An 18,258-nucleotide genomic window follows, 5' to 3' on the forward strand; every position below is an offset into this window, starting at 1 on the left:
GCGGGGTCCGCGGCCCGGGGCGGTCTGGCAGAGTGGCCGCTGTGGACGCGCTCACGGTACGGGGGTTGAGCCGCAGCTTCGGCGATCTGGTCGTGCTCGACCAGGTCAGCTTCACGGTGGCGCCGGGTCGGATCGCTGTCGTGGTGGGCCCGAACGGCTCCGGCAAGACCACCCTGCTGCGGTGTGTCGTCGGTGCCGACCGGCCCGACGACGGTGAGGTGCTGGTGGACGGCCGACGGGCGTACGAGACAGATCCGTGGGTGCGGGCCTTCGTCGCCGCCGCCCTGGACGACATCGACTTCTTCCCCGATCTCTCCGTGGTCGAGCACCTGGAACTGCTCTCGTACGCGCACGGCGGCAGCGGTGCGGACGTGGCAGAGGTGCTGGCCGAGTTGGGGCTGGAGCGGGCCCGCGACCAGCTGCCCGCCACGCTCTCCAGCGGCCAGCGGCGACGCCTCGCGCTGGCGTCGTGTTTCGTCCGGCCGCGCCGGCTGCTGATCCTGGACGAGCCGGAGCAGCGCCTGGACGTCCGGGGTCGGGCGTGGCTGGCCGAGAGGTTACGCGGCGAGCGGGACGCCGGTACGGCGGTCCTGATGGCCTCGCACGACGCCGACCTGATCGGGGCGGTCGCCGACACCCAGGTCGAGATCGGCACGTGACCGCCGCACCGGCGGCGAGCCGGACCGTACCGCCGTCGGGCGTGCCCAGCGCCCGGCAGCTGCGGTCCCGGCTGCGTCGGGCCCGTCGCCGGCACCATCCGCCGTCCCTGGGCGACCTGCTCACCGACATCTACATGGCGGTGCTCTTCACCGCGATGTACGGCTGGGCGTTCGTCAGCAACGTCCGGGAGTACCTGCACTCCCCGTCGGCCGACCCGGCCGATCCGGCGGAGCGGTACTGGCTGGCCGGGGCCGCGTTGCTGGCCGTGGCCGGGCTCGGTTGGCAGGGGCTGCGGGCGCTGGGGCCGGTGCTGGTCACCCCGGCGACCCAGGCCTGGGCGGTGAGCGCCCCGGTCGACCGGCGGGCCTGGTTGTTGCCCCGGGCCGGGTTGCTGATCGGGCTGGCCGCCGGTGCCGGGGCACTGCTCGGTGCCGCGCTGGGTGCGGTCGGCACCGCCCTGGTCGACCGCGCCGACCTGAGGCTGGCGGCGCTGGCCGGTGCGGCGTGCGGTGCGGCGGGGGTCGGGTTGAGCATCGTCGCCCAGGGCAGCCTGCCCGGTCGCCGTTGGCCACGGCTGCTCGGTACGGGGGCGACGGTCGCGGGTGCGCTCGGCGCGGTCACCGTGGTCGTCGCGCACTTCACCGGTCTCGGGTTGGTCCGGCCGTCCGTACCGGTAGCCCTGTTGGTGGTCGTGGTGGCGCTGCCGCTGGCGGTGCTGACCGGCGCACTGGCGCTGCGGGCGCTGCCCCGGGTGGACCGGGCGTCGCTGACCACCGGGGCGCAGTTCGCCAACGCCGCCGCCACTGCGGCGGTGCTGTTGGATCCGTCCCTGCTCTTCGGGCTGGTGGAGAGCCGCCGGTGGCGCGGGGTGGGCCGGGTCCGCAGCCGCCGGTTCCTGGCCGGGCGTCGCTGGTGGGTGCTGTTGCAGGCCGAGGCACGCCGGTTGCGTCGGCATCCGAGTGCCCCCACGGCGTGGGTGGCCCTGGTGCTGCTGCAGTACGCGGTGGCCGTGGCGGTGCCGGTGGCGGCCGGTACGGCCCAGGTGGTCGGGGCGTTCCTGGCCGCGGGCCGGCTCGCCGGTGGGCTGCGGGCGGTGAGCCGTTCGCCGGGTCTACGGCGGGTGTTGGGCGGTGACGACACCGCCGTCCGGCTGGTGCACCTGGTCTGGCCGGCGGTCGGGGCGGCGCTCTGGTGGGTGGTCACCCTGCCGGTCGGTGGGGCGCAGCCGGGCTGGCTGACGGTGGTGCTGGTGCTCGGGGTGGTGGCTGGCGCGTACCGGGCCGCCACCAAGCCACCCATGTCGTACGACACGGCGATGGTGGACACCCCGTTCGGGATGATCCCGGTCGGTCTGCTGAGTCAGCTGCTTCGGGGCTGGGACGTGGTGGCCGTGGTGGTCGTCGCGCGCCTGCTGCTCACCTGACCCGCCCCTGAACTGCGCCAACAGGCCTCTATATAGGCATTGGCCGATTGACAAAGTTTGACTCCCCAACTTAACCTGCCGGTCCGGTAGTCCACAGGCGAGGAGCGTCATGGCCGGCACAACAGGCACGTCGATGCGAGCACGATGGCGACTCGGTCTGATCACCGGCACCCTGACGGTGCTGATGGTCAGCCTCGGAATGACCTTCGCGGTGAGCGCCCAGGCAGCGGCCGGCTGCCGGGTGGCGTACACCGCCAACCAGTGGCCCGGTGGCTTCACCGCCAACGTGGCCGTGACCAACCTCGGCGATCCGGTCAACGGCTGGCGGCTGACCTGGACGTTCCCCTCCGGACAGCAGGTGGCCTCGGCGTGGAACGCCACCGTCACCGCCGCCGGCGCCAACGTCACCGCCACCAGCCTGAGCTACAACGCCAGCCTGGCCACCAACGGCAGCACGTCGTTCGGCTTCAACGGCTCCTGGTCGGGCAGCAACACCGCGCCCACCACGTTCGCCCTCAACGGGGTCACCTGCACCGGCAACGTCGGCCCCACCACCCCGCCGCCGACCACCCCGCCGGTCACGCCACCGCCGACGACCCCGCCGCCGGCCGGTGACGCGATGTCCTACGTGGCGGCGATGCAACCGGGCTGGAACCTCGGCAACACCTTCGACGCGGTCGGCGACGACGAGACGGCCTGGGGCAACCCCCGGGTCACCGAGGCACAGCTGGACAACATCCGCGCCCAGGGCTTCAAGAGCATCCGGATCCCGGTCACCTGGAGCAACCACCACGGGGCCGGCCCGGACTACACCATCGACCCGGTCTGGCTGAACCGGATCAAGGAGGTGGTCGGCTGGGCGCTGGACGACGGCTTCTACGTGATGATCAACCTGCACCACGACTCGTGGCAGTGGATCAACGCGATGCCCACCGACCGGACCACCGTGCTCAACCGGTACAACGCGTTGTGGACCCAGATCGCCGCCGCGTTCCAGGACGCCCCACCGAAGCTGCACTTCGAGAGCGTCAACGAACCGCAGTTCGCCAACAGCTCCGGCGACGCGCAGAACGCCCAGCTGCTGCACGAGCTGAACGTCAACTTCCACCGGATCGTGCGCGCCTCCGGCGGCAACAACGCGACCCGGATGCTGGTCCTGCCGACCCTGCACACCTCGTCCGAGCAGCCCCGCATCGACGAGCTGACCGCCACCTTCAACCAGCTCAACGACCGCAACCTGATCGCCACGGTGCACTTCTACGGGTACTGGCCGTTCAGCGTGAACGTCGCCGGGGGCACCCGCTTCGACGCCACCACCCAGAAGGATCTCACCGACGCCTTCGACCGGGTGCACAACGCCTTCGTCGCCAAGGGCATCCCGGTGGTCATCGGCGAGTACGGTCTGCTCGGCTTCGACCGGCACACCGGCACCATCCAGCAGGGCGAGAAGCTCAAGTTCTTCGAGTTCCTCGGCCACTACGCGAGGTCCAAGCGGCTGACCACCCAGCTCTGGGACAACGGGCAGCACTTCGACCGGACCACCTTCCAGTGGCGCGACCCGGAGCTGTGGGGGCAGATCAGGTCGAGCTGGACCACCCGCTCCGGCACCGCCTCGTCCGACCAGGTGTACGTGCCGCGTACCGGGTCGATCAGCGCCAGGTCGCTGACCCTGAACCTGAACGGCACCACCTTCACCGGGCTGCGCCAGGGCAACACCGAGCTGGTCCGGGGCACCGACTACACGGTCTCCGGCGACCAGCTCACCCTCACCGCGGGCGCGTTGACCCGACTGGTCGGCAACCGGGCGTACGGGGTGCGGGCCACCCTGTCGGCCCGGTTCTCCGCCGGGGTGCCGTGGCGGATCGACGTGATCTCGTACGACCCGCCGACGGTGTCCAACGCCACCGGGGCGACCAGCGCCTTCACCGTCCCGACCCAGTTCCGGGGTGACCAGCTCGCCACCATGGAGGCCAGGTACGCCGACGGCAGCAACGCCGGCCCGCACAACTGGACGTCGTACAAGGAGTTCGACGTCGCCTTCTCACCCGACTACGCGGCCAACACCATCGAGCTGACCCCGGAGTTCTTCGCCGAGGTCAACGACGGTGCGCGGGTGACCCTCACCTTCCACTTCTGGAGCGGTGCGACGGTCACCTACCACGTCACCAGGTCGGGTGACACCGTCACCGGCACCACCGCCAGCGCCGCCCGGGTGGGCTGACGCCCGAGCCCGCCCACGACGGGCCGTGACCGCCAGCCGGTCACGGCCCGTCGCCCCGGTCGAGGCGCGACCGGGGCGGCTACGACCGCTGGGCGGGGTCTGCGGCAGTGGCCGCTTCGGCGGCGAGGTGCCGGACCCGGTCGACCTCCGCCGAGTCGGTGAACTGCCGGGCCACCCGGGCCAGCCAGGCGCTCTCCGAGGCCACCGAGGCGTCCACGTCCTGGAAGGGGTGCTCGGCCCGGTAGTCCCGCCTGTGGGCGTGACCGACCAGGGCGGCGGCGATCACCGCCGCCTCCACGGTGGCCGGGTCAGCCGCCGGGCCGACCCAGCGGGGCACGTCCGGATGCGCGTACGACCGCAGCGTCAGCTGGGCGTCGCGGACCTCGATCACCCGCCGGTAGAGCGCGAACTCCGCACCGGGCAGCGGCCAGCCGCCGCTGGTGTTGAGCGTGATCTGCGGCAGCGCGGCCCGCAGCGCCCGCCAGAGCGGGTCGATCCGGCGCAGCCGACGCACCGCCCGCAGCCAGCGCAGTGGCGCGGTGATCCGGTCGCCCCAGGCGGTCAGGGTCGCCCCGATCAGCCAGAGCAGCATGCAGATCGAACCCAGGGTGCTGCCGATCGGCAACGTGGTGGCCAGGGACCGGCCGCTGACCAGGGTGACCACCGGCCGGACCCCGGACCAGGCCGCCCAGACGATGCCGAGCGCGGCCCCGGTGACCACCAGCGCCAGTCCGGTCCGCAGCACCGGTTCGGTCACGTGCCGTAGGTAGCCGCCCACGCTGGTGATGAAGGTGACCAGGCAGAGCGCGATGTAGCTGAAGAAGACGACGAGGTAGCCGACCACCAGCGGGTCCCGGGAGTACGCGTTGACGAAATTCAACGTGAAGGCGGTGTCCGCGCCGGCCAGCAGCGCCCCCATCAGCAGGACCGTGCCGACCAGCAGGACCGTGTGCCGGCGCAGCCACCGACGGGTGCCGGCCGGGCGGGCGATGCTCTGGCCGAGCGCGCCGAGGAAGTACGCGGCGAGCATCTCCAGGCCGTTGCCGAGCAGCCGACCGAGGTTCGGTACCGGCTCGACGTGGCTGATCGCGACCAGCACCGGGTGTGCCATCACGGCCAACCCGAGACCGATGCAGAGGAAGAACGCGGAGAGGTACCGGGTGCCGGCGGCGCGCCGCCGGCCGCGTACCGGCACGAGTTTGTAGCCGGCGACCCCGACGGCCAGCGCCAGGGCGGTGAAGTTCAGCCAGGTCAACACGGTGCCCGGCCCCGCTCAGCCGGCGTCGAAGATCGAGCCGAGTCGGGCCAGCCCGTCGGCGACCTCGGGGGTGACCGGGCCGGGACCGCCGGTCGGTAGCCGGCGGGCGCGTTGGGCGATCATCGAGGCGACCAGCTCGGCCTCCTGCTCCTGGGCGGCCGAGTAGTCGGAGCGGCCGAGCACCCGACGGACCAGGTCGGCGGAGAGGTTCGGCAGCAGCAGGGCGGGCAGTGCGGCCAGCGAACGGTCGTCGACGTGGCCGCAGAGCAGGTGCCCGACCTCGTGCAGCAGGATGTGCTCCTGGTGCAGTCGGGTGGTGCTGGTGGCGTAGAAGAGGTAGTCGGCCTGATCGGTGGCGACCAACGCGCCGCACTGGGTGGCGCCGCCGGGCATCGGCACCAGCTCGACCGGCCGGCCCCGCTGACGGGCCAGCCCGTCGACGAACCGGGTCGGCTCGAACGGCGTCGGGATGCTCAGCGCGTCGACGATCCGCTGGCACCGGCGCCACATGCCCCGGTCAACCGCCATCGCGCTCCACCGGCGCGACCGGGGCGGCACCGCGCTCCACGGGAGCGCCGGGAGCGGCACCGCGCTCCACCGGCGCGCCGGCGCGACGGGCCTCGCGCCGCCCGATGGCCTCGATCATGTCGCTGATGGTGTCCAGCCCCTCCGGTGAGAGGGTGACCGCGCGCAGCGCGATCTGCCGGACCGCGCTGTCGCGCAGCGCGCCGAGCAGCTCCAGCTCCTCGACGATGCGGGCGCTGCGCTCGTCGTCGAAGAAGTAGGCCGCCGGCACCTGGAAGAACTGGGCGAGGGCTTCCAGGTGCCGCTTGGTGGGGTTGGTCCGTCGGCCGTTGCGCAGCTGCCAGAGGTACGTCGTGGAGAAGCTCTCCCCGGTGGCCTCGCGGCAGGCGGTGGCCACCTCCTCGTTGCGGTACGGCTCCCGGTCGGGGCGGCGGACCACCTCGAAGAGTCTGTTGATCTTGTCGGCGAGGGTGCCCGCGCTCGGGTGGTCCATGCGGTGCCCCTCCCCTCGCCGGATCGGGTGGATCCCGTGCTCCGTGGTTGACGGCGGCGACCCCCTCGGACATCCTAGCGATTCAGAAATTTTAGCTGAGATGAATGGCGAGCGCGCCGCCTTTCATGCTGGCTGAGAGCTGTCCGGGAGGAGGTGAAACAGATGACCGCACTTGTCGACCACACCAACGACGTCTCCCTGGAGATGTTCGGCGAGCTCAACGAGGCCGACCGGACCGCACAGGGCCTGGCCGGGCTCACCCCGGTGCTCGCCACCCCGACGGCGGTGGCGCTCGGCGTCGCCGTCGGCGCCGTGGCGTTCCACGCCGGCTACATGGTGGGCATCGTCCGCAACATGGCCGAGGGCACCGTCACGCCCCGGCCGAAGTAGTCGCTGACCAGCCACCCAATCAGGAGGTGACCCATGTCCGTTCTCGCCACGAAGGTGAACGCGGACCCCGCCCTCGCCGCGATCCCGATCCACAGCGACGAGGCGTGCAACCAGGTCGGTGGGATGCCGGTGCTGGCCACTCCGGCGACCATCGTCGGGGTGGCGGCCGGAGTCGGCCTGGTCGGCTCGGTGGCGGCGCTCTTCGGTGCCGGCTACGTCGTCGGGCGCAACCTCGGCGGCACCACGCCCCGACCGAAGTGACGAACCGGATCCGATAGCACCACCCGGGCCGGTGTGCCGTCACGGTGGCACGCCGGCCCGTCCACCCCGGCCCGCACCATCAGGAAGCGCAACCTCATGAAGCGAGCACCCTGGCACCGACGGCTCCGGCCGCCCGCCGCGTTCGACCGCTCCGCCGTGCTGAACTGGACCGAGCGGATCAGCTCGGTGACCCACCTCTTCGCCAGCCTGGAGTACCTCACCCGACGCCGGGACCGGCAGCGGGGCGGGGCGAACAACTGGGCGGTGAACCGGCGTACCTTCCACGAGCACGCCCCCCGCCTGACCCGGGCGCTGGACCTGGCCGCCAACGACCGGGTGGTCACCGCGCTGCACGTCAGCCGGGCCGTCGCGGCAGCCGCGCTCTGGCTGCCGCTCAGCCGCCGGCAGCGGGTCGCCGCCAACGCGGTGCTCACCGGCAGCCAGGCCGCACTGCACGCCCAGCACCTCTACGGCAGCGACGGCGCCGACCAGGTCTCCTTCCTCGTCCAGGCGCTCACCACCGCCGCCCGCGTCGGCCAGCGCCGACCCGCCGTGGTCGACGCCTGCCTCTGGTTCGTCGCCCTCCAGTCGGTGCTGTCGTACACCGTCTCCGGCTGGGTCAAGCTGCCCAGCGAGACCTGGCGCAGCGGACGGGCCCTGCCCGGCATCGCCCGGACCCTCACCTACGGCGACCCGCAGGTCTGGCAGCTGATGCGCCGCTACCCCCGGCTGACCAGGCTCGCCGCCCACGGCGTACTGGCGATGGAGTGCGCCTTCCCGCTGGCGTACGCCGCCCGGGGCCGCCCCGCGCCGTACCTGCTCGCCACCGCCGGCGCGTTCCACCTGGTGAACGCGAGGGTGATGGGGCTGGGTCGGTTCTTCTGGGCGTTCACCTCCACCTACCCGGCGGTCGCCTACACCACCCGGGACTGGCGACGGACCGGCGACGCCGACGGCGTACGCCGGGACGACACCCTGCCCGCGGTGGCCGCCGCCGCCGGACTGGCGCTGCTCACCGCCGGCCAGGTCGCCCGGGTCCGCCGCCGCCGGCTGATCGAGCGGGGGCGCGGCGACGAGCACACCTTCACCACCACCGCCGGCAACGTCCTCTCCTACCGGTACGCCGGCACGGGAGCCCAGCCCGGTGGGGCCGTCCGCACCGGAGCACGGCCCGATGGGGCCGTCGACGCGGGGCCGGTGGTGCTGTTGGAGAGCGGGATGGCCGCGACCGCCGAGCACTGGGAACGGATCGCCGGTCCCCTCGGTGGCCGGTTCACCACGGTCACCTACCAGCGGGCCGGCTACGGGGCCAGCCGGTACCGGGGCACCGGGCCGTACCGGTTCGAGACCATGGTGGACGATCTGGTCGAGCTGACCCGGCACGTCGCCGGCGAGCGTCCGGTGGTCCTGGTCGGGCACTCCCTCGGCGGGTACCTCGCGCTGCTCGCCGCCGAGCGGCTCGGCACCCGGGTACGCGGGGTGGCCCTGGTCGACTCCAGCCACCCGGCCGAGCTGCGCCGGTCGCTGCGTCAGGCCGAGGGGGGCCGGGCGTTGACCAGCACGCTGGCCATCATGCCCGGCTCGCTGCGGATCGGCTTCGGTTCGCTGCTGCCCCGGGCCGCCTGGATCGACCGGCTGCCCGAGCCGGTCCGCCCGCTCGCCCTGGCCCAGTACCGCGACCCGGAACTCTGGGCCGCCGCCCGGCGGGAGTGGCAGGTGGTGCGGGAACGGTTCGAGGACGGGTCGACCGGGCTGCCCCGGATCGACGTACCGCTGGTGGTGGTGACAGCCGGCCGGACGGCGCGGACCGACGCGGTCCAGGCCGACCTGCACGACGAGTTCGCCGCGGCGGCGCCCCGGGCCGAGCGGCACGTGGTCGCCGACGCCGACCACGACGAGATCCTCACCGACGCCGACCGGGCCGAGGAGGTCGTCAAGATCCTCACCGCCTTCGTCGACGACGTCACCGAAGCGGGCGACGGTGCCGGGCCGGGCGACGGTGCCGGCACGGACAACGGTGCCGGGCCGAGTGACACCGCCGGGCCAGGCGACACCGCCGGGTCCGGTGACGTGACCGGACGCGGCACGGAGGTCGGCCGGTGAGCCGCCGAGTCGGTTCGGATCTGCGCCCGCTGACCACGGCGATCACCGCCGGCCTGGTCGGCTGGTTCGGGGTGACCGTGCTCAGCCAGCACCCGCAGCAGGTCTTCGACCGGTTCCGCCGGTACGACGTACCCGGGCTGTTGATCGGCAACTGGCGGTTCTTCGCCCCCGAGCCGGCGCAGCACGACTTCCACGTCCTGCACCGGGTGCTCACCGCCGACGGCGAGCAGACCCGCTGGGTGGAGACCACGCACATCCCACGCCGGCACTGGCGGCAGGTGGTCTGGTTCCCGGAACGCCGGCAGGACAAGGCGATCTTCGACATCTGCGCCGACCTGATCGTGCACCTGGGCACCCCCGGTGTCGAGATCACCACCACCCCGCCGTACGAGGTGCTGCGGGACTTCGTCGAGCACGCCGTACGCCGGCAGTACGCCGGTGCGGACGTACCCCGGGGGTTCCAGTTCGTGATCGCCCGCAGCGCCGGCTACGACGAGTCGCACAAGCCGGACTACCTGCTCGTCTCCCCGTTCGAACCACTGCCGGAGGGCAGCACAGATGACTGAGATCGCCGACATCGGCTACGGACGGCAGTTCGTCGACTTCTACGACCGGCTCTTCCCGGGCGGGGCGGCGGCCGAGCCGGCCGTCGGGTACCTCGCCGCCCTGCACCCCGGTGGCGACGCGCCCACCCTGGAGTTCGGCGTCGGCACCGGCCGGATCGCCCTGCCGCTGGCCGACCGGGTGGGCGAGATCGTCGGGGTGGACTCCTCACCGGAGATGCTCGACGCGCTGCGGGCCCAACTGGCCGACCGGCCCCGCCCGGTCACCCCGGTGCACGGCGACGTCCGCGACTGGGCCGACGACCGCCGGTACGGGCTGGTCTACTGCGTCTGCGGCACGTTGTCGATGCTGCTGGACCCGCAGGAGCAGCAGCGGGTCGTGACGGCCGCCGCCGCCCGGCTGGCCCCCGGCGGAACCCTGGTGGTGGAGACCCACAACCCGGAGTTCGCGCTGGCCGTGCTCAACCAGGGCCGGGCCCGGGACTCCTTCTTCGTGCCCTACCCGGGCCCCGACACCGGACTGCTCTCCTATTCCACGATCGACGTGCAGAACGGCATCTGGCACCTGGCACACATCTGGATCGAGCAGGGCCGCTCCCGGATCGCCACCGAACTGAGCCGGCTGACCACCCCCGACGAGATCGACGGGTACGCCGAACAGGCCGGCCTGGTCCCGGTCGCCCGGCACGGCGACTGGGCCGGCAACGACTTCACCGGCGTGGAGCCGATGTACGTCACCGTCTACCGCGCCCCGGGTGACAAGTGAGTACGCCGGCCGCCGGTGAGCGGCACTGGCTGCGCATGATCAGCGACTACGTCCGGCCGCACCGGGGGCCGTTCGTGGCCGCCGGCGTGCTGCTGCTCGCCTCCAGCCTGCTCGGGCTGGCCCAGCCGCTGGCCGCCAAGGCGCTGATCGACGGCCTCACCGCCGGGCAGGGCGTGGGTGGGGCGCTGGCCGTCCTGACCGGGCTGGTGCTCCTCGCTGCCCTGCTGCTCGGCGTCGGCAACTACCTGATCCTGCGGACCGCCGAGGCGGTCGCCCTGGACGGCCGGCGCGGCCTGGTCCGGCACCTGCTGCGGCTCACCGTGCCGGCGTTGCAGCGGCAGGCCCCCGGTGACCTGCTGGCCCGGGTCGCCGGGGACACCATGCTGCTGCGGCAGATCGCCAGCCAGTCCCTGATCGACCTCTTCACCGGCGGCGTCATGCTGCTCGGCGCGGTGGCGCTGATGGCCGTGGTCGACCTGGCCCTGCTCGGGGTGACCGCGGTCGTGGTGGTGCTGCTGGTGGTCATCATGGGGCTGCTGATGCCCCGGATCCGGTCGGCCGCGCTGCGCTCGCAGGAGTCGGTGGGCGAGATGGGTGCCGCCCTGGAGCGGGCGCTGGGCGCCTTCACCACCATGAAGGCCTCCGGCACCGAGGCCACCGAGGCGGCCCGGATCGACGCGGCGGCGCTGGCCGCGTACCGGCAGGGGGTGAGCCTGGCCCGCTGGGGCTCGGTCGCCGGCACCAGTGCCGGCCTGGCCATCCAGGTCGCGTTCCTGGTGGTGCTCGGCGTCGGCGGCGCGCGGGTGGCCAGCGGCGCGATGCCGGTCTCGGCGCTGGTGGCCTTCCTGCTCTACGTGGCCTACCTGACCCATCCGGTGATGCAGCTCATCGGCGCCAGCACCTACCTGCAGATCGGGCGGGCGGCACTGACCCGGATCGCCGAGATCGACGCGCTGCCCACCGAGCCGATCGACCTGCCCCCCGCGGCGGAGCCGGCTGGGGCCGCCGCTGTTGCGGTCGTGCCGGCTGGAGCCGCTGCCGCAGGGGTTCACGAGCGGGGCGGCGGGCCGGCGGAGGTGGTCTTCGAAGGGGTCTGCTTCGGGTACCCGGACCGGGACGAACCGGCGCTGCGCGAACTCACCCTGCGGGTGCCGGCGGGCGGGCTGACCGCCCTGGTCGGCCCCTCCGGCTCGGGCAAGACCACGGTGCTCGCCCTGATCGAACGCTTCGTCGAGCCGCAGCAGGGCCGGATCCTCCTCGACGGCCGGCCGCTGGCCGACTGGCCGCTCACCGAACTACGGGCCGCCATCGGGTACGTCGAGCAGGACGTCGCCGTGCTCGCCGGCACGCTCCGGGAGAACGTCGCGTACGCCACCCCCGGCGCCACCGACGAGGAGATCCGCGAGGTACTGCGGACCACCCGGCTGCACACCCTGCTGGACCGCCTCGGCGGCGACCTGGACGCGCCGATCCGGCACCGGGGCCTCTCCCTCTCCGGCGGCGAACGGCAGCGGATCGCGGTGGCCCGCGCGTTGCTGCGCCGACCCCGGCTGCTGCTGCTCGACGAGGTGACCTCACAACTGGACGCCGCCAACGAGGCCGCGTTGCGCGAGGTGATCCAGGAGGTGTCCCGCCGGACCACGGTGGTCGTGGTGGCGCACCGGCTCTCCACGGTCCTCGCCGCCGAGCAGATCGTGGTGCTGGAGAATGGCACGGCCCGTTCCGTGGGTTCGCATCCGGACCTGGTCCGCACCGATGCGCTCTACGCCAGCCTGGCAGCGGAACAGGCGCTGGTCTGAAAGGGGGGCCCATGGTGGACGCGGTGGTGGTCGGCTCCGGCCCGAACGGGCTGGCCGCCGCGCTGGTGCTCGCCTCGGCGGGGCTGCGGGTGCAGGTGCACGAGGCCGCCCCGACCACCGGCGGTGGCACCCGCACCGAGGAGCTGACCCTGCCCGGGTTCCGGCACGACGTCTGCTCGGCGGTGCACCCGATGGCGCTCGCCTCGCCGTTCTTCCGCGCCTTCGACCTGGCCGCCCACGGCGTACAACTACGACAACCCGAGATCCCGTACGCCCACCCGCTGGACGGTGGCCGGGCGGTGCTGGCCTGGCGGGACCTGGACCGTACCGCCGAGGGGTTGGGTCCGGACGGGGCGGCCTGGCGGTCCCTGCTCGGCCCGCTGGTCCGGCGCTGGTCGCAGGTGGTCGACACGGCCATGTCCGACCTGCGCCGGTTGCCGCGCGACCCGTTCGCCGCGCTGCTGCTCGGGTTGCGCACCCTCGAACAGGGCACCCCGGCGGCAGCGGCCCGGTTCCGGGGCACCGAGGCCGCCGCGTTGCTGGCCGGGGTGGCCGCGCACGCGATCGCCCCACCGCGCCGGCTCGCCCCGGCCGGGGCCGGGCTGCTGCTGGCCACCCTCGGACACGCGGTCGGCTGGCCGGTTCCCGCCGGTGGCAGCCAGGCGATCACCGACGCGATGGTGACCCGGCTGGAACAGCTCGGCGGCCGGGTGGTCACCGGGGACCGGATCGACGACCTGGCCCAACTGCCGCCGGCCCGCGCGGTCCTGCTCGACGTCTCCCCCGCCGGGCTGCTGCGCATCGCCGGTGACCGGCTGCCCGCCGGCTACGCGCGCCAACTGCGCTCCTTCCGGTACGGCGGGGCGGCGTGCAAGGTGGACTTCGCGCTCGCCGGCCCGGTGCCGTGGGCCGACCCGGCATGCGCCCGCGCCGGCACCCTGCACCTGGTCGGTTCCGCCGCCGAGGCGCGGACCGCCGAGCACGCGGTGGTCCGGGGCCGGCACGCACAGCGCCCGTACGTGCTGGCGGTGCAGCCCGGCGTCGTCGACCCGTCCCGCGCCCCCGCCGGCAGGCAGGTGCTCTGGACGTACGCGCACGTGCCGAACGGCTCCCCGCGGGACGTCAGCGACCAGATCGTCGCCCAGGTGGAACGCTTCGCACCGGGCTTCCGCGACCTGATCCTGGCCACTCACGTGGTGCCGGCGGCACAGGCCGGCGGGCACAACCCGAACTACGTCGGCGGGGACATCTCCGGCGGGGCGGTCACCCCATGGCAGCTGGTGATGCGGCCGACGGCCCGCTGGGACCCGTACCGGACCCCGCTACCCGGGGTCTACCTCTGCTCAGCCTCCACCCCGCCCGGTCCGGCCGTACACGGCATGTCCGGCCTGCACGCCGCCGGTCGGGCGCTGCGTCACCGGTTCGGCGTCCGCACCGACCCCCTCGCCCTGCTCCGCGCCGCACGTTGATCGCCCGCGCCGCGCTGCAGCGCACCGGTCCATGGCGCGCCGCCGGGCCGGGCCGCCGGGCCGCCGGGCCGCCGGGCCGGGCCGCCGGGCCGCCGGGCAAGTTCCGGGAAACAGGGGCCTCGGCTGACCCTCGACACCACTGTTTCCACGATGTGGCGCCGATCTGGGTGCGGGGTTCAGTTGCCGCGGAGGGCGTCCTGGAGGGCGGGGGTGGCGGGCGAGTGGACCGCTGGGGGCCGGGCCAGTACGGCGTCCCAGGCCGCCTTCGGAGCGGCCAGGTAGTCGCGGACCGCCTTGCCGGCCAGCAGACCGGTGCCGCAGCCGGCGCAGCGGGCGGCCACCCCGTCGACGCCCATCCCGACGGTGCGGCAGAGCGTCACCGCCCGCGACAGGTGGTAGGACTGGGTCACGATCAGCGCCCGCCGGACGCCGTACACGTCCCGGGCGCGGACACAGCTGTCGTAGGTGTCCAGGCCGGCCGGATCACCCACGATCCGCCCTGGGTCGACCCCGAGCGCCCCGGTCAGGTGCCGGGTCATCGCCACCGGCTCGTCGCCGGAGACACCGTTGCCGTCCCCCGAGACGAGGACCACCCGGGCCCGCCCGGAGTGCACCAGCTCGGCGGCGGTGGCCAACCGGCCGGCCAGCCGGACCGACGGCCGGCCGTCCGCCAGGACCTCGGTACCCAGCACGATCACCACGTCCGCACGGGGTGCCCCGGTCTCGTCGTACCGGTGACCGTGGGCGGCCACCACCGTCCACAGCCAGGGGGCGCTGACCAGCAACAACCCGACGATTCCCGCGACGACCAGCCGCCGGAGGAGACGACGCCGCCGGATCGCGCGAGTTGGCCGGTCGGTCGTCGGCGAGGGACTCACCGGCACACCCTAACGACCTGACGAACCCGCCGGTGCCCGCGCAACAGCGCGCCGGATCCCCGGGCCGGGGGCCGGGGCCGGGGGCCGGGGCCGGGGGCCGGGGCCGGGGGCCGGGGCCGGGGGCCGGGGCCGGGGGCCGGGGCCGGGGGCCGGGGCCGGGGGCCGGGGCCGGGGGCCGGGGCCGGGGGCCGGGGCCGGGGGCCGGGGCCGGGGCCGGGGGCCGGGGCCGGGGGCCGGGGCCGGGGGCCGGGGCCGGGGGCCGGGGCCGGGGGCCGGGGCCGGGGGCCGGGGCCGGGGGCCGGGGCCGGGGGCCGGGGCCGGGGGCCGGGGCCGGGGGCCGGGGCCGGGGGCCGGGGGCCGGGGCCGGGGGCCGGGGCCGGGGGCCGGGGCCGGGGGCCGGGTGACTTGGCAACAGAGCCCCCAGGGGCCGTTTTCTTCCCCATCACCCGGCCTGTTGCCGACACCTACGGAGACCCGGCGGGACAGCTGGGTGCGAGGTGGTTCGGTTTCCCGGTCACCACCACCAACCCCGCCCCGTCGACAGCCTCCGCCCCCGCCCTCCTCCACAGCCGATGCGCTTGCTCTCTCCGTACCCGCGATCGGCTGTAGATCTTGGACACTTACCGTCCAAATAGAACGGTAAGTGTCCAAGATTCACATCGGGGCCCGCCGCAGCGGTGACGGGGCCGCGTGGCGCAAAGATCTTGGAAGCAACGTACCCCTGGAGGGGCCGTTTGCTTCCAATATCTTGCGGCACACCCTGCGGGCACCATCCCCTGCGGCACACCCAGAGGTCACACCCCGCGGGCACACCCAGAGGTCACACCCCGCGGGCACGCCCACAGGGCACACCCCGGGGGACGCTCGGCGGGGCGGGGCGGGGCGGGGCGGAGCGGTCAGGCGCGGGCTGGCTCGGGGACGCGCTGGGTGGCGTCGCGGACCTCGCCGACCAGCTCCTCGATCACGTCCTCCAGGGCGGCCAGGCCCAGTAGCCGGTCCGTACCCGGCTCCACCACCCTGGCCAGGTGCGCGCCCTGCTGCTGCATGACGGCCAGCACGTCGCGCAGCGGCTGCCCGGCGTCCACCGTGGCCAGGTCGCGGATCCGCTGCCGGTCGACCGGCCGGTCCCGGTCCTCGTCGGGGACGCCGAGGATGTCCTTGACGTGTACGTAGCCGGTGAGCGTTCCGTCGGGCCCGGTGGTCGGGAAGCGGGAGAAGCCGGTGCTGGCGCACTGCTCCTCCAGTTCGACGGGGGTGCTGTCCTGAGCGACGGTGACCAGCGACGACAGCGGCAGGGCCACCTTCTCGGCGGTCTGCTCGTTGAAGCTGAGCGCGCCGGTGAGCAGGTCGTGTTCCTGCTGGTCGAGGAGGCCTTCCTGGCGGGACTGGCTGATGAAGCCGGCCACCTCCTCGCTGGTGAAGGCCGACGCGACCTCGTCCTTCGGGGTGACCCGCAGCAGCCGGAGCACGGCGTTGGCGAGCTGGTTGAGCAGCCAGATCAGCGGCCGCAGCACGGTGACGATGCCGTAGAGCACCGGCCCGAGGATCAGCGCGGAGCGTTCCGGGCCGGCCAGGGCGATGTTCTTGGGCACCATCTCGCCGAGGACCATGTGCAGGAAGACCACCACGACCAGGGCGATCGCGAAGGCGATCGGATGCAGCAGCCCGTCCGGTACGCCCATCGCGGCGAACGGCCGTTCCAGCAGGTGTGCCACGGCCGGTTCGCCGACGGCGCCCAGGCCCAGCGAACAGACGGTGATGCCGAGCTGCGCGCCGGCCATCATCAGCGAGACGTTCTCCATCGCCCGCAGGGTGACCCGGGCGATGGTGGAGCCAGCTGCGGCGCGCGGTTCGATCTGGGTACGGCGGGCCGAGATCAGGGCGAACTCCGCGCCGACGAAGAAGGCGTTGCCGATCAGCAGCGCCACGGCCAGCAGCAGGGCGGTGACGTCGCTCATGACCGTACTTCCTCGATCTTCTCGGCGTCGCCGGCGGGCGCGGGCACGGTGCCGGGGGTGGGTCTGGCGTCGGTGGTGGGTGCGACCTGGCGCAGGGTGAGCCGGTCGACCCGGCGCCCGTCGAGCCGGGTGACGGTGAGCTCCACGTCGGCCGGGGTGGGCAGGCCGTCGTCGTCGGGATGGGCCCGGTCGGCGGCGGTCACCAGCACGCTGTCACCGACCTCGGGAAAGCGGCCGAGCTGTTCGGTGACCAGTCCGCCGAGGGTCTCGGCGCTGCGCGCCTCGGGCAGGTCGAGGTCGATCAGCCGGGACGCCTCGTCCGGGCGGAGCAGCCCGGACAGCGTCCAGGTGCCGTCGGCGGCCCGGTGGTGCCGGCGTACCGGCCGGTCCTGCTCGTCGGCGATCTCCCCGACGATCTCCTCCACCAGGTCCTCCAGGGTGACGATGCCGGCGGTGCCGCCGTACTCGTCGAGCACGACCGCCATCTGCAGGCCCGGTTCGCGCAGCACGGCCAGCAACGGGTCGAGCTCCATCGTCTCGGGAACCTCGGGCAGGTCGACCATGATGCTGCGTACGGGTCGCTGGGCCCGCTCGGCGGTGGGCACGGCCAGGGCGTGCTTGAAGTGCACCGCGCCGAGGACCTCGTCCGCGCCGGAGGCGGTCACCGGGAACCGGGCGTGCCCGGTGTCGGCGGCCAACGCCAGGATCTCGGCGGCGGAGGCGTCGGCGGAGACGAACCGGGCCCTGGTCCGGGGAGTCATCACGTCGTCGGCGGTACGCTCACCGAAGTCGATCGAGCGGGCCACCAGCTCGGCCGTCCGGGCGTCCAGGGTGCCCTCCCGACCCGAGCGGCTGACCAGGGAGGAGAGCTCCTGCGGGGAACGGGCCGAGGCCAGTTCCTCGGTCGGCTCGATACCCATCCGGTGCAGGATCCAGTTGGCCGCGCCGTTGAGGAAACGGATCAGCGGGCCGGCGGCGGTGGTGAAGCCGCGTTGCGCCCCGGCGACCGCCCGACCCACCCGCAGCGGTTCGGAGATCGCCCAGTTCTTCGGCACCAGCTCACCGAGGACCATCTGGAAGACGGTCGCCAGCACCAGCGCCAGTGAGATCGAGAGCGCGGTGGTCGCGCTGTCGGACAGGCCGGTCAGTCCGAGTGGGCCGCGCAGCAGCGCGGCCAGGGACGGCTCGGCCAGGAAACCGGTGATCAGGCTGGTGACGGTGATGCCCAGCTGCGCTCCGGAGAGCTGGGTCGACAGCGTCCGCAGGCCCTTGAGCAGGCTGGCCGAGCGGCCGTCACCGGCTTTCGCCTCGCGTTCCACGGTCGCGCGGTCCACCGTGACGAAGGCGAACTCCGCCGCCACGAAGATCGCGTTGGCCGCGATGAGCAGCACCACGATCGCCAGCAGGAACCACTCCATCACCACCGGGCCACCTCGGGCAGGTCGGCACGGCGGCTCGGACTGGGAGGATCACTGTCAGCGGACATCAGCC

16 protein-coding genes are annotated in these 18,258 nt (G+C 73.7%); 10 read left to right on the forward strand and 6 right to left on the reverse strand.

Going from position 1 to position 18,258, the window contains the following annotated elements; genetic code table 11:
- The first annotated feature begins 41 nt into the window (after nucleotides 1–41).
- The 3 genes from ACN28G_RS24560 (at nucleotide 42) to ACN28G_RS24570 (ending at nucleotide 4,304) form a co-directional block, all read left to right on the forward strand.
- Nucleotides 42–659 (forward strand): ABC transporter ATP-binding protein, encoded by a 618-nt coding sequence (locus ACN28G_RS24560; RefSeq protein ID WP_229688686.1) that lies wholly within the window; start codon nucleotides 42–44, stop codon nucleotides 657–659.
- Nucleotides 656–2,083 (forward strand): DUF6297 family protein, encoded by a 1,428-nt coding sequence (locus tag ACN28G_RS24565; protein ID WP_421480417.1) that lies wholly within the window; start codon nucleotides 656–658, stop codon nucleotides 2,081–2,083. The genes ACN28G_RS24560 and ACN28G_RS24565 overlap by 4 nt, the downstream gene beginning before the upstream one ends.
- 184 nt (nucleotides 2,084–2,267) lie before the next feature.
- On the forward strand, nucleotides 2,268–4,304 hold the full coding sequence (locus ACN28G_RS24570; protein WP_421480967.1) for a cellulase family glycosylhydrolase: 2,037 nt from the start codon (nucleotides 2,268–2,270) through the stop codon (nucleotides 4,302–4,304).
- A gap of 79 nt (nucleotides 4,305–4,383) precedes the next feature.
- Here the strand turns inward: ACN28G_RS24570 and ACN28G_RS24575 are convergent, their stop codons facing one another.
- The 3 genes from ACN28G_RS24575 to ACN28G_RS24585 are packed head-to-tail and all read right to left on the reverse strand — an operon-like array spanning nucleotide 4,384 to nucleotide 6,580.
- Nucleotides 4,384–5,562: an MAB_1171c family putative transporter gene (locus ACN28G_RS24575; protein ID WP_421480418.1), complete on the reverse strand. Its 1,179-nt coding sequence runs from the start codon at nucleotides 5,560–5,562 to the stop codon at nucleotides 4,384–4,386.
- Between the two features lie 15 nt (nucleotides 5,563–5,577).
- On the reverse strand, nucleotides 5,578–6,090 hold the full coding sequence (locus tag ACN28G_RS24580; protein WP_175440695.1) for a hypothetical protein: 513 nt from the start codon (nucleotides 6,088–6,090) through the stop codon (nucleotides 5,578–5,580).
- Nucleotides 6,080–6,580, reverse strand: coding sequence for a helix-turn-helix domain-containing protein (locus tag ACN28G_RS24585; protein WP_217628877.1), 501 nt, complete (start codon nucleotides 6,578–6,580; stop codon nucleotides 6,080–6,082). Before ACN28G_RS24585 ends, ACN28G_RS24580 begins: the two co-directional genes overlap by 11 nt.
- Nucleotides 6,581–6,742: 162 nt before the next feature.
- Here ACN28G_RS24585 and ACN28G_RS24590 point away from each other — a divergent pair, with 162 nt between their 5' ends.
- The 7 genes from ACN28G_RS24590 to ACN28G_RS24620 all read left to right on the forward strand — a co-directional run bounded on the left by ACN28G_RS24590 (nucleotide 6,743) and on the right by ACN28G_RS24620 (nucleotide 13,931).
- Nucleotides 6,743–6,970 carry a hypothetical protein gene (locus ACN28G_RS24590; protein WP_091445301.1) on the forward strand — a complete coding sequence of 76 codons (228 nt, stop codon included), beginning with the start codon at nucleotides 6,743–6,745 and terminating at the stop codon, nucleotides 6,968–6,970.
- Between the two features lie 33 nt (nucleotides 6,971–7,003).
- Complete coding sequence (locus tag ACN28G_RS24595; protein WP_091445304.1) at nucleotides 7,004–7,231, forward strand: hypothetical protein; 228 nt, start codon at nucleotides 7,004–7,006, stop codon at nucleotides 7,229–7,231.
- Nucleotides 7,232–7,327: 96 nt separating this feature from the next.
- Complete coding sequence (locus ACN28G_RS24600; RefSeq protein ID WP_421480419.1) at nucleotides 7,328–9,334, forward strand: alpha/beta fold hydrolase; 2,007 nt, start codon at nucleotides 7,328–7,330, stop codon at nucleotides 9,332–9,334.
- Nucleotides 9,331–9,900 (forward strand): DUF5819 family protein, encoded by a 570-nt coding sequence (locus ACN28G_RS24605; protein ID WP_421480420.1) that lies wholly within the window; start codon nucleotides 9,331–9,333, stop codon nucleotides 9,898–9,900. The genes ACN28G_RS24600 and ACN28G_RS24605 overlap by 4 nt, the downstream gene beginning before the upstream one ends.
- Nucleotides 9,893–10,663 carry a class I SAM-dependent methyltransferase gene (locus tag ACN28G_RS24610; protein ID WP_421480421.1) on the forward strand — a complete coding sequence of 257 codons (771 nt, stop codon included), beginning with the start codon at nucleotides 9,893–9,895 and terminating at the stop codon, nucleotides 10,661–10,663. Before ACN28G_RS24605 ends, ACN28G_RS24610 begins: the two co-directional genes overlap by 8 nt.
- Nucleotides 10,660–12,462, forward strand: a complete 1,803-nt coding sequence (locus ACN28G_RS24615) for an ABC transporter ATP-binding protein (protein WP_421480422.1) — start codon at nucleotides 10,660–10,662, stop codon at nucleotides 12,460–12,462. The genes ACN28G_RS24610 and ACN28G_RS24615 overlap by 4 nt, the downstream gene beginning before the upstream one ends.
- Nucleotides 12,463–12,473: 11 nt before the next feature.
- The gene (locus ACN28G_RS24620; RefSeq protein ID WP_421480423.1) at nucleotides 12,474–13,931 is read left to right on the forward strand and encodes a phytoene desaturase family protein; all 1,458 of its coding nucleotides are present in this window, start codon (nucleotides 12,474–12,476) and stop codon (nucleotides 13,929–13,931) included.
- Between the two features lie 176 nt (nucleotides 13,932–14,107).
- Here ACN28G_RS24620 and ACN28G_RS24625 read toward each other — a convergent pair whose 3' ends face one another.
- From ACN28G_RS24625 to ACN28G_RS24635, 3 genes are all read right to left on the reverse strand, one after another.
- Complete coding sequence (locus ACN28G_RS24625; protein WP_421480424.1) at nucleotides 14,108–14,809, reverse strand: SanA/YdcF family protein; 702 nt, start codon at nucleotides 14,807–14,809, stop codon at nucleotides 14,108–14,110.
- A gap of 896 nt (nucleotides 14,810–15,705) precedes the next feature.
- Entirely contained in the window at nucleotides 15,706–16,767 is a 1,062-nt protein-coding gene (locus ACN28G_RS24630; RefSeq protein ID WP_091445342.1) for a hemolysin family protein, read from the reverse strand.
- Nucleotides 16,764–18,185 carry a hemolysin family protein gene (locus ACN28G_RS24635; RefSeq protein WP_229688286.1) on the reverse strand — a complete coding sequence of 474 codons (1,422 nt, stop codon included), beginning with the start codon at nucleotides 18,183–18,185 and terminating at the stop codon, nucleotides 16,764–16,766. The genes ACN28G_RS24630 and ACN28G_RS24635 overlap by 4 nt, the downstream gene beginning before the upstream one ends.
- Between the last annotated feature and the right edge of the window lie 73 nt (nucleotides 18,186–18,258).

The sequence above is a fragment of the Micromonospora sp. WMMA1923 genome (assembly GCF_049179195.1).
Classification (GTDB): domain Bacteria; phylum Actinomycetota; class Actinomycetes; order Mycobacteriales; family Micromonosporaceae; genus Micromonospora; species Micromonospora yangpuensis.

Coding starts and splice junctions, on each gene's coding strand:
- ACN28G_RS24600 (WP_421480419.1), top strand. CDS start 7,328: ATGAAGCGAGCACCCTGGCACCGACGGCTCCGGCCGCCCGCCGCGTTC.
- ACN28G_RS24595 (WP_091445304.1), top strand. CDS start 7,004: ATGTCCGTTCTCGCCACGAAGGTGAACGCGGACCCCGCCCTCGCCGCG.
- ACN28G_RS24590 (WP_091445301.1), top strand. CDS start 6,743: ATGACCGCACTTGTCGACCACACCAACGACGTCTCCCTGGAGATGTTC.
- ACN28G_RS24610 (WP_421480421.1), top strand. CDS start 9,893: ATGACTGAGATCGCCGACATCGGCTACGGACGGCAGTTCGTCGACTTC.
- ACN28G_RS24570 (WP_421480967.1), top strand. CDS start 2,268: ATGGTCAGCCTCGGAATGACCTTCGCGGTGAGCGCCCAGGCAGCGGCC.
- ACN28G_RS24580 (WP_175440695.1), bottom strand. CDS start 6,090: ATGGCGGTTGACCGGGGCATGTGGCGCCGGTGCCAGCGGATCGTCGAC.
- ACN28G_RS24585 (WP_217628877.1), bottom strand. CDS start 6,580: ATGGACCACCCGAGCGCGGGCACCCTCGCCGACAAGATCAACAGACTC.
- ACN28G_RS24635 (WP_229688286.1), bottom strand. CDS start 18,185: ATGGAGTGGTTCCTGCTGGCGATCGTGGTGCTGCTCATCGCGGCCAAC.
- ACN28G_RS24630 (WP_091445342.1), bottom strand. CDS start 16,767: ATGAGCGACGTCACCGCCCTGCTGCTGGCCGTGGCGCTGCTGATCGGC.
- ACN28G_RS24620 (WP_421480423.1), top strand. CDS start 12,474: ATGGTGGACGCGGTGGTGGTCGGCTCCGGCCCGAACGGGCTGGCCGCC.